We start from the raw sequence: 20002 nt of genomic DNA, 5'->3' as shown, positions 1-20002 counted from the left end.
GTGCGGCAGCAGCGAGCAGGGTGCCGATGCCTCGCATCGACCCGTCCCGCCGCACTGCGCGGCCACCTGCTCCAGCCAACTCGCCCGTGACCTCGTACCGCGCACGGGCATGACCACCCGCGCGCCGTTGTGCCGTACCCGCCGCCGCCGGTCGTTGCGCGGACCGTGCGGTCCGACCCGGGAACCGGGCGGCTGCGGGGCGCCTGTTCGCGCGCCGTGTCCAGTCTGGCGGATTCGAGCGCCGAATGGGTGGCCGTTGGCGCAGATCCCTCCGGCCCTATCCGATTCAGCTCGGGCACCGCCGCCGGTCTGGCGGAGCTCCGGCCGCCCAGGTCCGGCTCGGCGACGCGGTCCAGGGCCGCCCGGCGGAGGGGCGCTACCCGGCGTGGTCGCTCAGGGCACCTGGAAGGGTGAACTCGCAGGTCGTCGACCTGATCGCAAGTCAGCGGCGTCCTCCGGGCCCGCACCGGGGAACGATGATCACCGCGGCGTCCTCCTAGGATTCTGGACGTGTCTTCCTCCCCGCGTCCCGTCGCCGTCGTCGGCCCCACCGCGACCGGCAAGTCCGACCTCGCCCTGCAGCTCGCCGAGCGGCTCGACGGCGAAGTGATCAACGCCGATGCGATGCAGCTCTACCGCGGGATGGACATCGGCACCGCCAAGCTCCCGGTCGGCGAGCGGCGAGGCGTCCCGCACCACCAGCTCGACGTCCTCGAGGTCACCGAGACGGCCTCGGTGGCCGCCTACCAGCGGGAGGCTCGCGCAGCCGCGGAAGACGTGCTCGCCCGTGGTCGCACCCCGATCCTGGTCGGTGGCTCTGGCCTCTACGTGCAGGCCGTCGTCGACGACCTGTCGTTCCCGGGCACGGATCCGCAGGTGCGGCAAAAGTACGAGGACGAGCTGGCCGAGCTCGGTCCCGTCGCGCTGCACCGCAAGCTCGCCGAGCTCGACCCCACCGCTGCGGAGTCCATCCTGACCAGCAACGGGCGCCGCATCGTGCGGGCGTTGGAGGTCATCGAGATCACGGGTGCGCCGTTCTCCGCGAACCTGCCCACCCCGGGACCGCCTCGCTACGGCGCTGTCCTGGTCGGCCTGGACCGACCGGCCGAAGACCTCGACGACCGCGTCGACGGCCGCGTGACCAGGATGTTCGACGCAGGGCTCGCCGATGAGGTGCGCCACCTGGAGGAGAAGGGCCTGCGCCACGGCCGCACCGCCAGCCGCGCGCTGGGCTACCAGCAGGTGCTCGCCGAGTTCGACGGCGCCGACGACATGACCGCCGCTGCCGCTGAGACCGCGCGGCTGACCCGTCGCTTCGTGCGACGGCAGCGCTCGTGGTTCCGCCGCGACGAACGCATCACCTGGTTCGACGCCGCCACCCCCTCGCTCGCCGACGATGTCCTCGCCCTGCTGACTACGTAGACTGGGTGACGTGCACGCCTTCGGAGGACCCGAGTACACCAAGGGCCACGGGACCCAGAACGACTTCGTCATCCTGCCCGACCCGAGCGGTGAGCTGGAGCTCACCGATGATCGGGTGCGCGCGCTGTGCGACCGGCAGCGGGGCTTGGGCGCCGACGGGGTGCTGCGCGTGATCCGCGCGGGCGACCTGCCGGGCGCTCCCGCCGACGTCCCGGACGACGTGTGGTTCATGGACTACCGCAACGCCGACGGGTCGATCGCCGAGATGTGCGGCAACGGGGTGCGAGTCTTCGCCCGCTACCTCGTCGAGTCCGGGCTGGCCGAGCAGGGGGAACTGGCGATCGGCACCCGTGCGGGTGTCCGCCCGGTGCGCACCCACGCCGACGGCCGGGTGACCGTCGAGATGGGACAGGCCAAGATCTTCGGCGAGTCCACCACCACCGTGGCCGGGACGTCGTTCCCGGGCGTCGCGATCGACGTCGGCAACCCCCACCTGGCCTGCGTCGGAGAGCACGAGCTCGACCTGCTCGACCTGACCGTCGCCCCGCCGCACGACCCGAACCTGTTCCCGGACGGCGTGAACGTCGAGTTCGTCCAGCCGGTGAACGACGACGAGGTGCGGATGCGGGTCCACGAGCGCGGCGTGGGCGAGACCCGCTCCTGCGGCACCGGCACGGTCGCCGCGACCGCCGCCGCGCTGCACGCCGCAGGTCAGACCACCGGTCGCCGGTTGGTGCACATCCCGGGCGGTACCGTCGAGGTCGAGATCACCGCCAGCGGGTCCACCCTGACCGGCCCGGCGGTGCTGGTCGGCAGCGGCAGGTTGGCGTCCGAGTGGTGGCAGAACCCGTGACGGCCTCGTCGGCGAACCTGACTTCGCAGCTCAGCGCTGCGCGGTCAGGTCCGGGAGAGCGCAGTGCCCGATAATGAGTCGCGCTGCGTGGGACAATGAAGGTGATATGAGAGATTCCTTGACCGCATCCCCAGAGCTCGACAACGACGCCGCGCTGGACCAGGACATGGCAGCCGACGCCGAATTCGAACCGATCCTGGCCGGAAGCGAACCCTCCACGGGCGAGATGGAGCTGGAGGAGCGCGCATCTCTGCGGCGCATCTCCGGTCTGTCCACCGAGCTCGAGGACATCACCGAGGTCGAGTACCGGCGGCTCCGCTTGGAGCGCGTGGTGCTCGTCGGTGTCTGGACCGAAGGCGACGCCGAGCACGCGGACGCGTCGCTGGCCGAGCTCGCCCGCCTCGCCGAGACCGCGGGCTCGGAGGTGCTCGAAGGCATCATCCAGCGGCGCGACCGGCCGGACCCGGGTACCTACGTGGGCTCCGGCAAGGTCCGCGAGCTGCGCGACCTCGTCGCCTCCAACGGCGCCGACACCGTGATCTGCGATGGTGAGCTCTCGCCCGGTCAGCTCCGGCAGCTGGAGGAGAAGCTCAAGGTCAAGGTGGTCGACCGCACCGCGCTGATCCTCGACATCTTCGCCCAGCACGCCCGTTCCAAGGAGGGCAAGGCGCAGGTCGAGCTCGCTCAGCTGCAGTACTTCCTGCCGCGGCTTCGCGGTTGGGGTGAAGCGATGTCCCGTCAGGCCGGTGGCCGGGCGGGCGCCAACGGCGGCGTGGGCACCCGTGGCCCAGGTGAGACCAAGCTGGAGACCGACCGCCGGAGCGTCCACAAGCGCATCAGCAAGCTCCGCAAGGAGCTCGCCGCGATGAAGACCGTCCGCGGCACCAAGCGCAGCCGTCGCGAGGCCAACGAGGTTCCCGGCGTCGCCATCGCCGGCTACACCAACGCGGGCAAGTCCAGCCTGCTCAACGCGCTGACCGGCGCAGGGGTTCTGGTCGAGGACGCGCTGTTCGCGACCCTGGACCCGACCACGCGCAAGGCGGTCACCCCGGAGGGTCGTCCGCACACGCTCACCGACACCGTCGGGTTCGTGCGGCACCTCCCGCACCAGTTGGTCGAGGCGTTCCGCTCGACCCTCGAGGAGGTCGCCAGCGCGGACCTGCTGGTCCACGTCGTCGACGGTTCGGAAGGGTCGCCGCACGAGCAGGTCGCCGCGGTGCGCGAGGTGCTCAGCGAGATCTCCGAGGAGCACTCGGACATGCCGCCGGAGCTGCTCGTCGTCAACAAGATCGACTCGGTGGACGCGACTCGGATGGCCGAACTGCGCCGCCTGCTGCCGGAGGCCGTGTTCGTCTCCGCGCACAGCGGCAAGGGCATCGAGGGCCTGCGCGAGATCATCGCCGACCGGCTCCCGCGTCCGGAGGTGTTCGTCGACGCCTTGATCCCCTACACCCGGGGCGACCTGGTGGCGCGGCTGCACAACGACGGTGAGGTCGTCGTGGAGGAGCACACCCCGGAGGGCACTCGGATCCAGGCCAAGGTCCGTCCCGACCTCGCTTCGCTGATCGAACCGTTCGCGGCGCACGGTGCGGCCTGACCGAGCCCGCGGTCTGACCGGGGCCGCACTGCTCGCCGCGTGCACGATCCTCTTCGGCGTGCCCGCGAGCGCTCAGTCGGCGCCTGTCGAGCTGTGCACGGTCGAGGACTCGGAACTCTCCGAGCTCTCCGGCCTGGTTTCGGACGGCGCCAGTTGGTGGGCCGTCAGCGACAGCGGGTCCGCGGTGCGAGCGTTCGAGCTCGACCCGCGGACCTGCGAGGTCCGCTCGGAGCGCGTCGGGGACAACGATCCCTACGACGTGGAGGACTTGGCGCTCGCGCCGGACGGCGCGCTGTGGCTGGCCGACACCGGCGACAACCGGCACAAGCGCAAGGACGTCGCGCTGCACGTGCTCCCCGCGGGCGGTGGCTCAGCGATCTACCGGATGTCCTATCCGGACAGCCCGCACGACGCCGAAGCGCTGCTGCTGGACCGGACCGGCGTGCCCTACGTCGTCACCAAGGAGCCTCTCGGTTGGGCCGGGGTCTACCGGCCCGCGCAGCCGCTGGACCCGCAGCGCACCGTCCCGATGGAGCGGGTCGGTTCGGTGTCTCTGCGGACGACGAAGACGCCGGGCGGTCCGCTCGACGGATCGATGGGCTCGGTCCTGGTCACGGGCGGTTCGGTGAGCGCGGATGGCACTCTGGTTGCCCTGCGCACCTACACCGAGGCCTACGTCTACCGCTCGCCGAACGGCGACGTGCTGGAAGCCCTCAAGAGCGAACCGGTGCGGATCCCGCTTCCCGACGAGGAGCAGGGCGAGGCCATCGCCTGGGAACCGGGCGGAGGCCTGCTGTCGGGCTCGGAAGGCAACGAACCGGTCCGCCGGATCTCCGGAGCGAACGGCGACCCGGCGGCATCGACTCCCGCCGACCAACCTGCGGCCCCAGGCGGGGCCGACCAGGCTCAGCCCGCGAATGAGGACGAGGGCATGTCAACCGGACGGGCGCTGCTGTTCGCCGGGGTCTGCGCCGCCGTGCTGCTCTACTTCATCGGCTGGCGGCGCAGGCGCGCCTGAGCGCACACCGCGAACCCGCATCCGGTGCTGCTCGCGCGACCGGACATCACGCCAACCGGCGCGCGGTTGCGCGTGCGCCGTCGCGCACGCGCAACGACTGCTGGGACGGGCGTTCAGAGGCGACGCAGGACCGCGACGACCTTGCCCAGGATCTGGGCGTCGTCGCCGAGGATCGGTTCGAAGGCCGAGTTGTGCGGCATCAGCCAGACGTGCTCGTCGGTGCGCTTGAACGTCTTCACCGTCGCCTCGCCGTCGATCATCGCCGCGACCACCTCGCCGTTGTCGGCATCTGGCTGCTGGCGCACGGCGACCCAGTCGCCATCGGTGATGGCCAGGTCGACCATCGAGTCGCCGACGACCTTCAGCAGGAAGAGCGTCCCGTCTCCGACGATCTCCTTCGGCAGCGGGAAGACGTCCTCGATGGACTCCTCGGCCAGGATGGGGCCGCCCGCGGCGATGCGGCCGACGACGGGCACGTAGGCCGGCTTCGTCTGAGGCTCGTTGTCCGGCTCGCCACCGACCAGCACGCCCACCGTGCGCGGCCGGTGCGGGTCACGGCGCAGGAAGCCCTTCCGCTCCAGCACGCGCAGCTGGTAGGCGACGGACGAGGTCGACGTGAGGCCCACGGCGTCGCCGATCTCCCGGACGCTGGGTGGATAACCGTGCTCGCTCATCCACTCCCGGATGGCGTCGAGCACCTTCAGCTGGCGGTCGCTGAGCTCCTCCGCCGCGGTGGCCTGTTCTGGCACGCTGTCCACCTCGGCAGGGGAGTCCTTGATGTCGTTTACGCGGCCCCCGATAGAGCCGGTCGCATTGCTCGCCACCGCTGCCTCCTGATCCGTGTGAACTGCGGTGCTGGTCTGCGTCGAGCGAGATGCCGCCCCCGGTCGTGGTCGCCGGTCACCGCTGCCCGCCGCGCGCTTTCCACAGTAGACGCGAGAAACACGGAGATCAAACACCTGTTCGAGTTAATTTTCGGCCCGGGTCTCGCGTTGAAGGCCACTCTTGGTACACAATCGCACGGAGGTTCGATCGAACAACCTTTCGATCATCGTTCCGCGCGGGAGGCGACATGACCACGTTCATCGACACAGTACGGCGGGTTCGACCGGTTGAGCGGGAGTCGCTCGCCGTTGAGCCGGAAGTCGAGCCGATCGTGTCGCCGCGCCGCCGGGTCCATGAGCGCCGCTCGCACGGCCGGGTGCTCGAGGCCGCTGACCGGGGGCGGGGCCGGGTGGCCAGATCGTGCGCAGGGCCTGCCCGCGAGACCGGCAGACTCGGCGAGTGGCTGGTGCTGGCCGGCGTGGGTGCGGCGACCTTCCTGGTCGTGGTGCTGCTGGGGCTCTTCGGGTCGGGCGACGCGCCGGTGACGGGAGGTACCGCCGTGGTGCAGGTGCGAACGGGGGACACTCTGTGGGGCATCGCGACGCGGATGGCGCCCGACGCGGACCCGCGTTCGGCGGTCGACCGCATCGTCGAGCTGAACGGCCTCGGGGCGGCTTCCGCTGAGGCGGGCCGGTTCCTGGTGGTGCCGGTCGACAGCTGACCGAACCCCAAGATGTTGTGGTTCGCTGGGTTTCCGCAGCTGGCGCAGGGGGTGCGTCATCCGGGCGGGCGAAACGGGTGTGTCGGTTTGCAACGCGGTCTGGCGCGGGTTTAGAGTCGACCACAACATCTAGTAGTTACGTCCATGTGGTTAGTCCATAGATTGGGCCTCTGGCCCTCTGGGTACCCCGTGGGCGTACTGGTCGCGCCCGGTGTGATCCCGGGCGGCGGCCGCTCAGGGGGAAGGGGGGTGCATGCCCGGTGCGGTGCCCGTTCTGCCGCGGTGATGACTCCAGGGTCGTGGACTCGCGCGAAGTGGAGGACGGCCAGGCGATCCGTCGCCGACGGTCGTGCTCGTCGTGCGGTCGTCGATTCACGACCATTGAAGAACTGGTGTTGTCGGTCGTGAAGCGGTCGGGCGTCACCGAGCCCTTCAGCCGGGAGAAGGTGGTGACCGGGGTGCGCCGCGCTTGTCAGGGGCGCCCGGTAGAAGAGGACGCGCTGCAGCAGTTGGCCCACCAGGTGGAGGAGGCGATCCGGTCCTCCGGAGTTGCCGAACTGCCCAGCCACGAAGTCGGGCTGGCCATCCTCGGGCCGCTGCGGGAGCTGGACGAAGTCGCCTACCTGCGATTCGCGAGCGTCTACCGCGCGTACTCCTCGGTGGAGGACTTCGAGAAGGAAATTGTCGACCTGCGGGCAGCGAGGGAGATCCCGCAGGACGGCGAACGACTAGACGTGGAGTGCGGCGGTTGAGCAAGCCGCGACGGCGCGCGTCCCGCAGTGGGGGCGGAAGCGCGAAAGGCCCGTCGTCCCGGGCGGGGACGACGAAGAAGACAGGGTCACGACCGAACCGGACGGGGAGCCCGGACGGGGCCGACGAAACGCTACGAGTGACTGAGCGAGCGATGAAGAAGGAAAAGGGGCAGGTCATGACAGAGACCGTCGGTAGCCCGGCCGGCGCAGCGGGGGAGCCGGAAGCAGATGCCCGCGAGGGCATGCGGGTCGAGCGCGTCTACACCACCGAGGGGGTGCACCCCTACGACGACGTCAAGTGGGAACGCCGCGACGTGGTGATGACCAACTGGCGGGACGGTTCGGTCAACTTCGAGCAGCGCGGGGTCGAGTTCCCCGACTCCTGGTCGTTGAACGCGGTCAACATCGTCACCAGCAAGTACTTCCGCGGTGCTGTCGGTACCGAGGAGCGCGAGAGCAGCCTGCGGCAGCTCATCGACCGGGTCGTGAAGACCTACGTCGCTTCGGGCGTCGAGAACGGCTACTTCGCGACCGACACCGACGCGGAGATCTTCGAGCACGAGCTGACCTACATGCTCCTGCACCAGGTCTTCAGCTTCAACTCGCCGGTCTGGTTCAACGTGGGAACCAGCTCCCGCCAGCAGGTTTCGGCCTGCTTCATCCTGTCGGTCGACGACACGATGGAGTCGATCCTCGACTGGTACAAGGAAGAGGGCCTGATCTTCAAGGGCGGTTCCGGCGCCGGTCTGAACCTGTCCCGCATCCGCTCCTCCAAGGAGCTGCTGTCCTCCGGTGGCACCGCTTCGGGGCCGGTCTCCTTCATGCGCGGTGCGGACGCCTCGGCGGGCACCATCAAGTCGGGCGGCGCCACCCGTCGCGCGGCCAAGATGGTCGTGCTCGACGTGGATCACCCCGATGTCGAGGAGTTCATCGACACCAAGGCGCGCGAGGAGCACAAGATCCGCGCGCTGCGGGACTCCGGTTTCGACATGGACCTCGGCGGAGCCGATGCCAACTCCGTGCAGTACCAGAACGCCAACAACTCGGTGCGCGTCTCCGACGAGTTCATGCGCTCGGTCGAGAGCGACAACGACTTCGGGCTGCGCTCCCGCACCGACGGCGACGTGATCGAGACCGTCAAGGGCCGGAACCTGTTCCGCAAGCTCGCCAAGGCGGCGTGGGAGTGCGCGGACCCGGGCATCCAGTACGACGACACGATCAACGACTGGCACACCTCGCCGGAGACGGGCCGGATCACCGCGTCGAACCCGTGCTCGGAGTACATGCACCTGGACAACTCCAGCTGCAACCTGGCTTCGTTGAACCTGATGAAGTTCCTGCGCGATGACCTGACCTTCGACGCCGAGCTGTTCGAGAAGGCCGTCGAGTTCGTCATCACCGCGATGGACATCTCCATCTGCTTCGCGGACTTCCCGACCGAGTCGATCGGCGTCACGACGCGCAAGTTCCGCCAGCTGGGCATCGGCTACGCCAACCTCGGCGCGCTGCTGATGGCCACCGGCCACGCCTACGACTCCGACGGCGGTCGCGCGCTCGCGGCGTCGATCACCTCGCTGATGACGGGTACCGCTTACAAGCGCTCGGCGGAGCTCGCCGGTGTCGTCGGCCCCTACGAGGGCTACGCCCGCAACGCCGAGGGCCACCAGCGCGTCATGCGCAAGCACGCCGCTGCCAACGATCTGGTGCGCACCTACCACCACAACGACAAGGCCGTGCACAAGCTGGCCACGAGCGTGTGGCAGCAGGGCCTGGAGATCGGCAACCGCAACGGCTGGCGCAACGCCCAGGCGTCGGTGCTGGCTCCGACCGGCACGATCGGCCTGATGATGGACTGCGACACCACCGGTGTCGAGCCCGACCTGGCGCTCGTGAAGTTCAAGAAGCTGGTCGGCGGCGGCTCGATGCAGATCGTCAACCAGACGGTGCCGCGCGCTCTGCAGTCGCTGGGCTACCAGGAAGAGCAGATCGAGGCGATCGTCGAGTACATCGCCGAGCACGGGCACGTCGTGGACGCGCCGGGCCTGCGCCAGGAGCACTACGAGGTCTTCGACTGCGCGATGGGCGAGCGCTCGATCGCTCCGATGGGCCACGTGCGGATGATGGCCGCGGTGCAGTCGTTCATCTCGGGCGCGATCTCCAAGACGGTGAACATGCCGGAGGCGGCGACCGTCGAAGAGGTCGAGGAGCTCTACTTCGAAGGCTGGAAGCTCGGCCTGAAGGCGCTGGCGATCTACCGCGACAACTGCAAGGTCGGCCAGCCGCTGTCCGCGGGCAAGGGCGACAAGGCCGAGTCGGAGAAGGCGGTCGAGAAGCAGATCGAGTACCGCCCGGTCCGCAAGCGCCTGCCGAAGAAGCGCCCGAGCCAGACGGTGTCGTTCACCGTTGGCGGTGCCGAGGGCTACCTGCACGCCGGTTCCTACCCGGACGACGGGCTGGGCGAGATCTTCGTCAAGCTCGGCAAGCAGGGTTCGACCCTGGCCGGTGTGATGGACGCGTTCTCGATGTCGATCTCCGTGGGCCTGCAGTACGGCATCCCGCTGGAGTTCTACGTCGCGAAGTTCCAGAACCTGCGCTTCGAGCCCGCCGGCATGACCGACGACCCGGACATCCGGATGGCCAGCAGCGTCCTGGACTACCTGTTCCGCCGCCTGGCGCTGGACTACCTGTCGTACGAGAAGCGCGCCCAGCTGGGCATCTTCACGGTCGACGAGCGGGAAGCTCAGGTCAACAACACGGAACCGGCTCAGGGCACCGACAACGTCGACCTGGACACGATGCGGTCCACGGTGGACTACTCGAGGGCCGAGAAGTCCGAGTCCAAGGACGAGGTCCGCGCTGGTAGCTCCACCGAGCTGCTCGAGCTCCAGCTGGGCAAGGCCGCTGACGCGCCGCTGTGCATGACCTGCGGCACGAAGATGCGTCCGTCCGGCTCCTGCTACCTCTGCGAGGGCTGCGGCTCGACCTCGGGCTGCAGCTGAGCCTGAGCGCTGAATGAACGAAGTCCGGGGCGGGTGCGCGACGCGCACCCGCCCCGGACTTCTTCGCACCGCTTATGGCGACGACGAAGGCCGGTGCGGTTCACGAGGAACCGCACCGGCCTTCATCGTCGTGCTCAGGTCAGGACTGCTTCTCCGCCAGGAGCTTCTCGGTGGCGACGAGCCGCACGCAGACGGCGAGACCCGCGGTGGCGGCCTCGACGTCGGCGAGTTCCGGGAAGGTCGGGGCGATGCGGATCACCGAGTCGGTCGGGTCGTCCCCGTAGGGGTGGGTCGAACCGGCAGGGGTGAGGGCGACACCCGCTTCCTTGGCCTTGGCGACGACGGCCTTGGCGCAGCCTTCGGGGACTTCCAGGCTGATGAAGTAGCCGCCGGCCGGGTTGCTCCACTTCGCCAGGCCGGTACCGCCGAGTTCGGCGCTGAGGATCTTGTCCACGGCTTCGAACTTGGGCCGGATCAGCGCGGCGTGCTTGCGCATGTGCTCCCGGAGGCCTTCGGCGTCGCGGAGCAGCCGGGCGTGGGCCCGCTGGTTGACCTTGTTCGGGCCGATGCTGCGCTTGGACGTGGAGGCCAGCCACCACTCGATGTTCGCCGGCGAGGAGCCGAAGAACGAGACGCCGGCACCGGCGAAAGTGATCTTCGAGGTGGACCCGAAGACCAAGGCGCGATCAGGATTGCCGTTCTCGGCGCACAGCGCGAGCAGGTCGGCGATCTCGGCTTCGTCGTCGGTGAGGTGGTGCACCGCGTAGGCGTTGTCCCAGAAGATCCGGAAGTCCGGAGCCGCCGTGCTCATCGTGGAGAGGCGTCGCACGGTCTCGTCGGAGTACACCGCCCCGTCGGGGTTGCTGTACTTCGGGACGCACCAGATGCCCTTGATCCGCGAGTCCTCGGCGACCAGCTGCTCGACGACGTCCATGTCGGGGCCGTCGGGCGTCATCGGAACCGTGATCATCTTGATCCCGAGCCGCTCCGACAGCGCGAAGTGGCGGTCGTAGCCGGGCACCGGGCAGAGGAAGACGATCTCCGGCTCGGAGACCCATCGCTGCGTGCCACCGGGAACCCCGTTGAGCAGCGCGAAGACGAGGGCGTCGTGCATGAGTTCCAGGCTGGAGTTTCCCGCGGCGAGCAGCTGGTCGACCGGCACCTGCAGGCCGTCGCTGAAGATCTCGCGTAGCTCGACCAGGCCGTTGAGCCCGCCGTAGTTGCGCAGGTCGGCGCCGTTCGCGTCAGTTCCGCTGGAGAGCTCGTGCAGCCCGTCGGAGAGATCGAGCTGCTTCGGCGACGGCTTCCCCCGGGTGATGTCCAGTTTCAGGCCGCGGGCCGCGAGATCTGCGAACTCCTGGCGGGCGCGGTCGCGTTGGGCGGTCAGCTCTTCAAGGGATGAAGCTGGATCAGGCACCGGTTGTTCCTTCGCCGTGTCGGTTAACGAGCTGCAAACAGCCTAGTCCTTGCACCGGGCTCTGCGCCCACGACCTGCGACCAAGGCAACGCCGCGCGTGTCGGGTATGAGGTGGATCACGCGAGTGCGCAGGTCACGGTGTCACGTTCGACTCGCCGGTCTCGTCCACTCGACGACAACACCGAGGAGGGGCGAAACGTGACCAAGAAGATCCTGGTGACCGGTGGGACCGGCACGCTCGGCAGTGCGCTCGTGCGACGACTGCGGGAGACGGAGCAAGAGGTGACCGCGCTGAGCCGCCGACCGGGGCCGGGTCGCGCCGTCGGAGACCTGCGCACCCGGCGGGGCGTCGAGTCCGCGGTGTCCGGCGCGGACGTGATCGTGCACTGCGCTACCACCAACAGCGGGAAGGACGTGGAGATCACCCGGAACCTCGTCGAGTGCTCCCGTCGGGCCTCTCGCCCGCACCTGATCTACATCTCGATCGTCGGCATCGACCGGGTTCCGCTGTCCTACTACCGGGCGAAGCTCGAGGCGGAACGCATCGTGGTCGAGGCCGGAGCGCCCTGGACGATCCTGCGCACCACGCAGTTCCACGACCTGATCGCCAAGATCAGCTCCCTGCAGAGCCGTTCGCCGGTGGTGGCGGCGCTTTTGGGCGTGCGCTTCCAGCCGATCTCGGTCGACGACGTCGCAGCACGTTTGGCGACACTGGCCTGCGGGGATCCGGCGGGTCGCGTTGCCGACATGGGTGGCCCGGAGATCCGCGACCACGAGGACCTGACCAGGGCCTACTTCGAGGCGCGCGGTCTGCGGCGTCGCGTGGTGAGGCTCCGCCCGCCGGGTGCGGTCTTCCGGGCGTTGCGCTCCGGCGCCAACCTCGCCCCGGAGCAGGCGGTGGGGCGGGGAACCTTCGACGAGTTCCTCAGCGCCGGCTGAGCAGGTGGGCCGCCGTCGCGGTCGCCGCGGTCACGGCGAACACCGACGGCCAAGCACCGATCTTCTTCGCCAGCGGGTGTGAACCGGCCAGCGCCGTCCCGTAGGTCGTGCCCAGGGCCAGTGCCGGGAGCACGCCTGCACGGCGTCGGCAGATCTCCATCGCGCCGAGACCGGCGCCTGCCGCCACGACTCCGCCCCAGTGCCGGTGCTGGGAGGCGCGAGCGACCGCGAAGCCACCGATCAACCCGGCCGAGGTCAGCAGGCTGGACGGGATCGACATGCGGACTCCTCGTTGGTTCCGGTGTGCGATGCCTCGACCTTACTGCCGCACGGGTGGTTCTGGCGGGAACCCGCCGCAGTGGTGATTGACTTCCGATTTCGCGCTAAGAAAAGTGCCGGTGTCGTCCCTCTTCCAGCTTCGGGAGCCCTGCATGCGGCGCGTTCGGACAGGTTTGCTCGCAGCGATCATCGCCTTGCCCTTGGTCGGGTCCACGGCCGCGGCTCAACCGCCGCAGGGGCCGGTGTTCTCCGATGGCGAGGCGCAGCCGGTGTTCGACCCGGCTGCCGCGGTGCGCGAGGACCTGTTCGTCACCGCGCCGGTCGACAGCGACCACGACGGCCGGCAGGACCGGGTGCACGTCCAGGTCGTGCGGCCGAAGGAGTCCGACCAGGGGCTGCGGGTCCCGGTCGTGTACCAGGCCAGCCCGTACTTCTCCGGCGGCAACGACGTGCCCAACCACAACGTGGACACCGAGCTGTTCGTGCCCGAGCAGGCGGGGCCGCGGACGATGCGCGGTGCAGCGGGGGATGAGCGGATCGCGGTCGCGGCCGAGATCGACTGGGCCTACGAGCAGTACCTGCTGGCCAGGGGTTATGCGGTGGTCTACGCCGAATCGCTGGGCACCGGCGAGTCCACGGGGTGCCCGACCACCGGGGCCGAGAACGAGACGATCGGCGCCAAGTCGGTGGTGGACTGGCTCAACCGGCGCGCCCCGGGCAAGGACGCCGGTGGCGCACCCGTCGAGGCGCACTGGTCGACCGGGAAGGTCGGCATGATGGGCGTCTCCTACAACGGGACCCTGCCCAACGCGGTCGCCTCCACGGGGGTGGAGGGCCTGGAAGCGATCGTGCCGATCGGGGCGATCTCGAACTGGTACGACTACTACCGGACCGACGGAGCGGTGGTGGCACCCGGCGGTTACCAGGGTGAGGACGCCGACGTGCTCGCGAAGTACGTCCACACCCGTGCGGACCGGGAGCCGTGCCGCCCGGTGATCGAGGGGATCACGGCCGAACAGGACCGGATCACCGGTGATGACAACGGTTTCTGGGACGAGCGCAACTACCTCGACGACGTCGGTCAGGTGCGCGCGGCAGTGCTGTCGGTGCACGGGCTCAACGACTGGAACGTCAAGACGCGCCAGGCCGCGCAGTGGTACCGGGCGCTGCGGGAGCACGACGTCCCGCACAAGATCTGGTGGCACCAGTCCGGTCACACCGATCCGATCAAGCTGCGCGAGCAGGAGTGGTTGCGGACGCTGAACCGCTGGTTCACCCGCTACCTCCACCAGGTGCCCAACGGCGTCGAGGAGGAGCCGCGCGCGACGATCCAGCGCGAGGACGGAAGCTGGGTGGAGGAGGCCGAGTGGCCCGCTCCGGGTGCGGCTGAGGCGGTGCTGCGCCCGACGGCCGGTGGGCCGCAACGAGGCGGGCTCAGCGCTGAGCGTCCGGCGGAGCAGGTGGTGGAAGGTCTCACCGACGACTCCGGTCAGCTGGCCGAAGACCTCGCGGCTGCGCCGAGCTCGCCGAACAGGCTGGCTTACTTCACCGAGCCGCTCGCGGAGGAAGCCCGGGTCAGCGGGGAGGTTCGGGCCGAGCTGGCGCTCGCCTTCGACCGACCGGCCGCCAACGTGACGGCTCTGCTGGTCGACCAGGCGCCGGGTGGTTCGGTCTCGGTGGTCACCCGCGGCTGGGCGGACCCGCAGAACCGGGAGGCGCTGGACCGGACCACGCCGATCGAGCCGGGTCAGACCTACCCGATCAACGTGGCCATGCAGCCCGACGACTACGTGTTCGCGCCGGGGCACCGGCTGGGCGTCGTGGTGCTCTCCAGCGACCACGACTTCACCCTGCGTCCCGATCCGGGGGCCGGATTGCAGCTGGATCTCGCCCGAAGCACGCTTTCCGTGCCGGTCGTCGGAAGGATTTCGTGACGGAGTTTCACGAGAGCGGGTGCTGTTGCGGGCGGTGATCCCCGATGGAGTGAGGGAATTGGCCCGATCGGTCGTCGCTGGCGGGGGTGGTCTCCGGGGTCTCGGCCGCTGACCATCCACATCGGACAAATCTGTCCACAGATTTGCGAACCATGTTTCGCGGAAGGGGTTCTCGTCCTCATCGTTGAGTCATGACAACGCGATTGAACGACGAGGTCTCGATGAGCGATCCCGGCGACGTGCTCGCCGCGCTCCCGCACATGCTCGGCTTCCACCCGACCGACTCCTTCGTCCTGGTCACGCTGCACGACCTGACGGCGACTCCGAGGTTCGGGATGACCATGCGGGTCGACCTGCCATGTCCGACGAGGGCCTGCGCGTTCGGTGATTTCCTGCTCGCAGGGCCGCTGAGCATGCAGAACGCAGAAGCCGTGATCATGGTCGTGGTCGGGGACAAGCCCAACCGCTCGGCCTGCCCGGAGAGCTGCGGGAGTCTGTGCCACGAGGCGGACGAGACCGACTCCGACTGCGACCCGCCGATGTTCGACCTGATCGAGAGCGCCCGGACAACGCTGCTGCGGTCCGGGATCGCGATCGCGCACGCGCTGCACGTGCCGAAGGTCGAGGTCGGCGAGCCGTGGCGCTGCTACTACGACGAGGACTGCCGCGGCGTGGTCGCGGACCCGAAGGAATCCCAGATGGGGGCGGTGATGGCCGCCGAAGGATCGGTGACCTTCGGCAGCAGGGAAGAACTGCGCGAACTCGTGGCGCCCGAATCAGCGGAGGTGATCAGCCGCTGGTCGGCCAAGCTCGACGCGCTGACCGAGGACGCCATCGACTCCTACGATCCGTCACGCGTCACCGAAGACCTGCGCAAGGTCTTCGGCGCCGTTCAGCGCATCGCGGCAGGCTCGGCGCTCACCGAGGACGATCTGCTCGGTGTGCTTCGGGCGGTGTCGGACGTGCAGATCCGGGACATCGTCATGGCCCTCTCGCTGACCGAGCTGGCGCGTCCTGCCGAAGAGCTCTGGCTGACGCTCGTGCGCAAGTCGCCCGAGCCGGAGCTGGTCGAGGTCGCGGCGCTGCTGGCGTTCTCGGCCTACGTGCGCGGCGAGGGTGCTCTGGCGGGCGTCGCGCTGGAACGCATCGGTGAGGTCAAGCCCGGGCACAACCTCGCCCGCATGCTTCGCCGGGCGATGGATGCCGGGATCCCGCCCGCAGAGCTGGCCGCCATCGCCCGGCACTCGGTCGACGACGTCCAGCTCATGCTCGGCGAGGACGGATCCTGCTGATGTGCGCGAAGAAGAGGAAGAAGCGATCAGGCCGAGTGGCGCGCGCGGGTGAACTCCCAGGCGTCACCGACGATCACACCGAGGTCGGCGCGCTGGGGCTGCCACCCCAGGTCTTCCCGAGCACGCAGGCTCGAGGCCACCAGAGTCGCGGGGTCGCCTGCCCTGCGGGGTGCCACCTTGGCGGGGATGGGGTGCCCGGTGACCTCGCGGCAGGTGTCGATCACCTGCTTGACCGAGAAGCCCGTGCCGTTGCCGAGGTTGTAGATGCGATGCCGGCCGCCGGTCGCGTTCTGCAGCGCCAGGAGGTGGGCGTCGGCGAGGTCGGTGACGTGGATGTAGTCGCGGACGCAGGTCCCGTCGGCGGTGGGCCAGTCCTCGCCGAAGATCTGCACCTGCTCGCGCTGGCCCAGCGCCACCTGCAGGACGATCGGGATCAGGTGCGTCTCCACGGTGTGCCGCTCGCCGAAGGCGCCGTGCGCCCCGGCGACGTTGAAGTACCGCAGGCTGACCGCGCCGATGCCGTGCGCGGTCGCGTACGAGGTGATCGCGTGGTCGATCGCGAGCTTGGTCGCGCCGTAGGTGTTCGTCGGTCGCGTCGCGAGGTCCTCGGTGATCGGGGATTCCTCCGGCTCGCCGTAGGTGGCCGCGGTCGAGGAGAACACCAATCGCGGCGTGCCGTGCTCGCGCATCGCGTCCAGCAGGTGCAACGACGTCACGACGTTGCCCTGCCAGTACTTCTGCGGATCCTCCATCGACTCGCCGACCAGCGACTTCGCCGCGAAGTGCAGCACTCCGTCGAACTGCTCCGCGAGCAGCTCGTTCGCTGCTGCTGCGATGTCGGCTTCGACGAACTTGCAGCCGTCGGGGACGGCGTCGGCGTGCCCGGTGGAGAGGTCATCGACCACGACGACCTCGTGACCTGCTTCCACCAAGCGTGCCGCGCACACGCTTCCGACGTAACCGGCACCACCTGTGACCAGGAGCTTCAACTGCGCACTGCCTTCCGTGGGAAAACTGGCCGATTCAGCGGGAAGCGGCCGGCGACCAGCTCGTCACAGGTCCCGCCCCGCACCGGCGGAGGGTATCGCGATGAACACGCGCGGCTCGGTCAGGCTCCGCTCGGCGAAGGCGTCGCGGACGGCGGACTCGACGCGTTCCCGGTCGGCGCTGGAGATCAGGGCGATCGCCGAACCGCCGAAGCCGCCGCCGATCATCCGGGCGCCCAGTGCGCCGGACCGCACCGCTGCGTCCACTGCGACGTCGAGTTCGAGGCAGGAGACGCGGTAGTCGTCGCGGAGGCTGGCGTGGGAGGCGTTGAGCAGGGGGCCGATCTCGGCGTACCCGCCGGAGCGCAGCAGCTCCACGGTCGAGAGGACCCGTTCGTTCTCGGTCACCACGTGCTTGACCAGCGGCTGGAGCTCATCCGGAAGCTTCTTCGTCGCCGTCGGCAGCTCCGCCACCGAGATGTCGCGAAGTGCTTTCACATCCAGCAGGTCTGCCGCCCGCTCGCAGCCCTTCCGGCGTTCTCCGTAACCGGATTCGCTGTGCGAGTGCTTCGCGCGCGTGTCGATGACGAGCAGTTCGAGACCGGCGCTGCGCGGGTCGAACGGGACCTGCTCGGAGTCGCCGGTGCGGACGTCGAAGAACAGGACGTGGGACTCGACGCAGCGAAGCGATGCCGTCTGGTCGAGCAGGCCGGTGGGGGCGCCGACGTAGTCGTTCTCCGAGCGCTGCACCAGCCGCGCGATCTCCGCCAGGCTCGGCGCGCCCGGCTCGCCCGGTGCCAGGCCCACGTGATCCAGCAGCGCCAGCGCGAGAGCGCACTGCAGCGCGTGGGAGGAGGACAGGCCGGCGCCGGTGGGAACGTCACCGACGATCATCAGGTTCAGGCCGGGGATCGCGTGACCTGCTTCCCGCAGCGACCACGCGACACCGGCGGGGAAGGCGGACCAGCCGGTGGGGGAGCCCGGACGCAGGTCGTCGACGACGGCCTCGTCCGCCTGGTGGAGCTCGCCGTCATCGCCCAGCGTCGTGGTCACGAGCTTGCGGTCCTCGCGCGGGCCCACTGCCACCGCCACGCGGTGCGGAATCGCCATCGGAAGCACGAAGCCATCGTTGTAGTCGGTGTGCTCACCGATCAGGTTGACCCGTCCGGGGGCCGACCACACCGCGCTCGCAGCGCGGCCGTGCTCCGCGGCGAACAGCTCCGCCGCGCGATCGGAGACCGTCACTTGGCGGTCACCATGACCGCGTGCGCGATGCTCGGGGTCAGCTCGGCGTTGCCGGTCCGGCCGTGCACCTCGATCGGCTTGTTCGCACCCACGACGGACACGATCTCGACCTCGTTGCCGGGCACGATGCCGACCTCCTTGAGGTCGGTCATGAGGTCGGGGTCCAGCTGCACGTGCTCGGAGATGCGGCGGATGACCGCGCGGCCACCGCCGTTGCGGGCGATCTCGTCGACCCGCTGGAGCTCGCCGTCGACCGCGGTCTCGACGTGATCGACACCGAGGTCGTCCAGGCCGGGGATGGGGTTGCCGTAGGGGGAGGTGGTGGGGCCGCCGAGGAGCTTGACGAGCTTGCGCTCGACGGCCTCGCTCATCACGTGCTCCCAGCGGCAGGCCTCGTTGTGCACGTGCTCCCACTCGAGGCCGATCACGTCGACGAGGAGCCGTTCGGCGAGGCGGTGCTTGCGCATGACGCTGATCGCGCGGGCGCGGCCGGCCTTGGTCAGCTCGAGGTGGCGGTCCTCGGCCACGCTCAGCAGTCCGTCGCGTTCCATGCGGGCCACCGTCTGGCTCACGGTCGGTCCGCTCTGCTCCAGGCGCTCGGCGATGCGGGCCCGGAGCGGCACCACGCCCTCTTCCTCGAGGTCGTAGATGGTGCGAAGGTACATCTCAGTGGTATCGATGAGATCGTTCACGTCGGCTCCCCATTCAAGTCCCAACCACGATGCTAGCCGCTGCCAGCGACAACGGTCAGTGGCCGGGGAGTTGACAGCCAAAGATTATGACCGACCTCGTCGGCGGGCTTCGAAAGGCCGTCATGCATACGTTGATCAGTACTGATGATCTCATGTCCGCCCTGAGCGCGGACCCGCACCCGACACTGCTCGACGTGCGGTGGTCGCTGCTCGGCCCACCTGGACGGGAGGACTACGCCGAAGGGCACCTGCCCGGCGCCGTTTTCGTCGATCTGGACGCCGAGCTCGCGGCCGAACCGGGCCCGGCGGGTCGCCATCCGCTGCCGGATCCGGCGGTCCTGCAGGAGGTGCTGCGCAGGGCCGGGGTGGACGCGGACCGCCCGGTGGTGGTCTACGACGCGGACAACGGCTCGGCGGCCGCGCGGGCGTGGTGGCTGCTCCGCTGGGCCGGGCACCGCTCCGTCGCGGTCCTCGACGGTGGTTACGCGGCGTGGACCGCGGAGCACAAGCCGACCACCACCGAGGTTCCCGAGCCCGGCCCCGGTGGGTTCCGGGTGCGGGCCGGTGCCATGCCGGTGATCGACGCCGAGGAGGCCGCTGCGCTGGCCCGCGAGGGCGCGCTGCTCGACGCGCGGGCACCGGAGCGCTACCGGGGAGACGTGGAACCGATGGATCCGCGCGCGGGGCACGTTCCGGGCGCGCTCAACGCGCCGTTCAGCGAGCACATCGGTGAGACGGGGCGCTGGCGTTCGCCGGGAGATCTGGCTGAGCGCTTCGCGGCGCTGGGCGTCACCGGCCACGATCCCGTCGGGGCCTACTGCGGCTCGGGCGTCACGGCCTGCTCCGTGCTGCTCGCACTGGAGCACGCCGGCGTCACCGACGCCGGGAACCCCGCAGCGCTCTACGCGGGCTCGTGGTCGAACTGGTCGGCGGATCCGGAGCGTCCTGCGGCCACCGGGGCGGAAGCGGGCTGAGCGCTCGGCGAGATCGGTCCACCTCGCCGGGTCGCGTCGCCGAGGCCCTGTGGCGGC

The 20002-nt window shown here is 69.5% G+C and carries 17 protein-coding genes; 11 read left to right on the top strand and 6 right to left on the bottom strand.

Features of this window, described 5'->3' with window-relative positions:
- The first annotated feature begins 510 nt into the window (after window positions 1-510).
- The 4 genes from miaA to FHU35_RS20655 all read left to right on the top strand — a co-directional run bounded on the left by miaA (window position 511) and on the right by FHU35_RS20655 (window position 4890).
- Window positions 511-1422 (top strand): tRNA (adenosine(37)-N6)-dimethylallyltransferase MiaA, encoded by a 912-nt coding sequence (gene miaA, locus FHU35_RS20670; RefSeq protein WP_222429440.1) that lies wholly within the window; start codon window positions 511-513, stop codon window positions 1420-1422.
- Between the two features lie 10 nt (window positions 1423-1432).
- Window positions 1433-2275 carry a diaminopimelate epimerase gene (gene dapF, locus FHU35_RS20665; RefSeq protein ID WP_145742232.1) on the top strand — a complete coding sequence of 281 codons (843 nt, stop codon included), beginning with the start codon at window positions 1433-1435 and terminating at the stop codon, window positions 2273-2275.
- A 166-nt stretch (window positions 2276-2441) separates the two neighbouring features.
- On the top strand, window positions 2442-3872 hold the full coding sequence (gene hflX, locus FHU35_RS20660; RefSeq protein ID WP_145742661.1) for a GTPase HflX: 1431 nt from the start codon (window positions 2442-2444) through the stop codon (window positions 3870-3872).
- Complete coding sequence (locus tag FHU35_RS20655) at window positions 3862-4890, top strand: SdiA-regulated/phytase-like domain-containing protein (protein WP_246110449.1); 1029 nt, start codon at window positions 3862-3864, stop codon at window positions 4888-4890. The genes hflX and FHU35_RS20655 overlap by 11 nt, the downstream gene beginning before the upstream one ends.
- A 113-nt stretch (window positions 4891-5003) precedes the next feature.
- On the opposite strand, the gene lexA is transcribed toward FHU35_RS20655, so the two are convergent.
- The gene (gene lexA / locus FHU35_RS20650) at window positions 5004-5714 is read right to left on the bottom strand and encodes a transcriptional repressor LexA (protein WP_145742230.1); all 711 of its coding nucleotides are present in this window, start codon (window positions 5712-5714) and stop codon (window positions 5004-5006) included.
- A 248-nt stretch (window positions 5715-5962) separates the two neighbouring features.
- On the opposite strand from lexA, the gene FHU35_RS29995 reads away from it, so the two are divergent.
- From FHU35_RS29995 to FHU35_RS20635, 3 genes are all read left to right on the top strand, one after another.
- On the top strand, window positions 5963-6436 hold the full coding sequence (locus FHU35_RS29995) for a LysM peptidoglycan-binding domain-containing protein (RefSeq protein ID WP_246110448.1): 474 nt from the start codon (window positions 5963-5965) through the stop codon (window positions 6434-6436).
- A 260-nt stretch (window positions 6437-6696) separates the two neighbouring features.
- A complete protein-coding gene (gene nrdR / locus FHU35_RS20640; protein WP_145742228.1) occupies window positions 6697-7188 on the top strand; it encodes a transcriptional regulator NrdR in 492 nt (163 codons plus the stop codon).
- Window positions 7189-7364: 176 nt separating this feature from the next.
- Complete coding sequence (locus FHU35_RS20635; protein WP_145742226.1) at window positions 7365-10187, top strand: vitamin B12-dependent ribonucleotide reductase; 2823 nt, start codon at window positions 7365-7367, stop codon at window positions 10185-10187.
- Window positions 10188-10326: 139 nt separating this feature from the next.
- On the opposite strand, the gene FHU35_RS20630 is transcribed toward FHU35_RS20635, so the two are convergent.
- Window positions 10327-11604, bottom strand: a complete 1278-nt coding sequence (locus tag FHU35_RS20630) for an aspartate aminotransferase type Ic (RefSeq protein WP_145742224.1) — start codon at window positions 11602-11604, stop codon at window positions 10327-10329.
- A 198-nt stretch (window positions 11605-11802) separates the two neighbouring features.
- On the opposite strand from FHU35_RS20630, the gene FHU35_RS20625 reads away from it, so the two are divergent.
- A complete protein-coding gene (locus FHU35_RS20625; RefSeq protein WP_145742222.1) occupies window positions 11803-12543 on the top strand; it encodes an SDR family oxidoreductase in 741 nt (246 codons plus the stop codon).
- On the opposite strand, the gene FHU35_RS20620 is transcribed toward FHU35_RS20625, so the two are convergent.
- Complete coding sequence (locus FHU35_RS20620) at window positions 12530-12823, bottom strand: hypothetical protein (protein ID WP_145742220.1); 294 nt, start codon at window positions 12821-12823, stop codon at window positions 12530-12532. The two genes, FHU35_RS20625 and FHU35_RS20620, sit on opposite strands and share 14 nt — an antisense overlap.
- A 151-nt stretch (window positions 12824-12974) precedes the next feature.
- Between FHU35_RS20620 and FHU35_RS20615 the strand changes: the two genes are divergently transcribed.
- Window positions 12975-14756, top strand: a complete 1782-nt coding sequence (locus FHU35_RS20615) for a Xaa-Pro dipeptidyl-peptidase (protein WP_145742218.1) — start codon at window positions 12975-12977, stop codon at window positions 14754-14756.
- A 191-nt stretch (window positions 14757-14947) separates the two neighbouring features.
- Window positions 14948-16048: a DUF4192 domain-containing protein gene (locus FHU35_RS20610; RefSeq protein ID WP_145742216.1), complete on the top strand. Its 1101-nt coding sequence runs from the start codon at window positions 14948-14950 to the stop codon at window positions 16046-16048.
- Window positions 16049-16074: 26 nt separating this feature from the next.
- On the opposite strand, the gene galE is transcribed toward FHU35_RS20610, so the two are convergent.
- From galE to FHU35_RS20595, 3 genes are all read right to left on the bottom strand, one after another.
- On the bottom strand, window positions 16075-17037 hold the full coding sequence (gene galE / locus FHU35_RS20605; protein WP_145742214.1) for a UDP-glucose 4-epimerase GalE: 963 nt from the start codon (window positions 17035-17037) through the stop codon (window positions 16075-16077).
- 63 nt (window positions 17038-17100) lie between these two features.
- Entirely contained in the window at window positions 17101-18279 is a 1179-nt protein-coding gene (gene galK, locus FHU35_RS20600; RefSeq protein WP_145742212.1) for a galactokinase, read from the bottom strand.
- A complete protein-coding gene (locus tag FHU35_RS20595; RefSeq protein WP_145742210.1) occupies window positions 18276-18971 on the bottom strand; it encodes an iron-dependent transcriptional repressor DtxR in 696 nt (231 codons plus the stop codon). Before FHU35_RS20595 ends, galK begins: the two co-directional genes overlap by 4 nt.
- A gap of 122 nt (window positions 18972-19093) precedes the next feature.
- On the opposite strand from FHU35_RS20595, the gene FHU35_RS20590 reads away from it, so the two are divergent.
- Window positions 19094-19945, top strand: a complete 852-nt coding sequence (locus FHU35_RS20590) for a sulfurtransferase (RefSeq protein WP_145742208.1) — start codon at window positions 19094-19096, stop codon at window positions 19943-19945.
- Window positions 19946-20002 lie beyond the last annotated feature (57 nt).

The organism is Saccharopolyspora dendranthemae (genome assembly GCF_007829955.1).
GTDB lineage: Bacteria > Actinomycetota > Actinomycetes > Mycobacteriales > Pseudonocardiaceae > Saccharopolyspora > Saccharopolyspora dendranthemae.
Note: the sequence above shows the minus strand (reverse complement) of the source record. Positions and strands in the feature narration are given on the sequence as shown.

Excerpts from the sequence above, each read along its gene's own strand:
- FHU35_RS20635 (WP_145742226.1), top strand. The coding sequence starts at position 7,365 with ATGACAGAGACCGTCGGTAGCCCGGCCGGCGCAGCGGGGGAGCCGGAA.
- FHU35_RS20615 (WP_145742218.1), top strand. The coding sequence starts at position 12,975 with ATGCGGCGCGTTCGGACAGGTTTGCTCGCAGCGATCATCGCCTTGCCC.
- FHU35_RS29995 (WP_246110448.1), top strand. The coding sequence starts at position 5,963 with ATGACCACGTTCATCGACACAGTACGGCGGGTTCGACCGGTTGAGCGG.
- hflX (WP_145742661.1), top strand. The coding sequence starts at position 2,442 with ATGGCAGCCGACGCCGAATTCGAACCGATCCTGGCCGGAAGCGAACCC.
- FHU35_RS20620 (WP_145742220.1), bottom strand. The coding sequence starts at position 12,823 with ATGTCGATCCCGTCCAGCCTGCTGACCTCGGCCGGGTTGATCGGTGGC.
- FHU35_RS20610 (WP_145742216.1), top strand. The coding sequence starts at position 14,948 with ATGACAACGCGATTGAACGACGAGGTCTCGATGAGCGATCCCGGCGAC.
- FHU35_RS20590 (WP_145742208.1), top strand. The coding sequence starts at position 19,094 with ATGCATACGTTGATCAGTACTGATGATCTCATGTCCGCCCTGAGCGCG.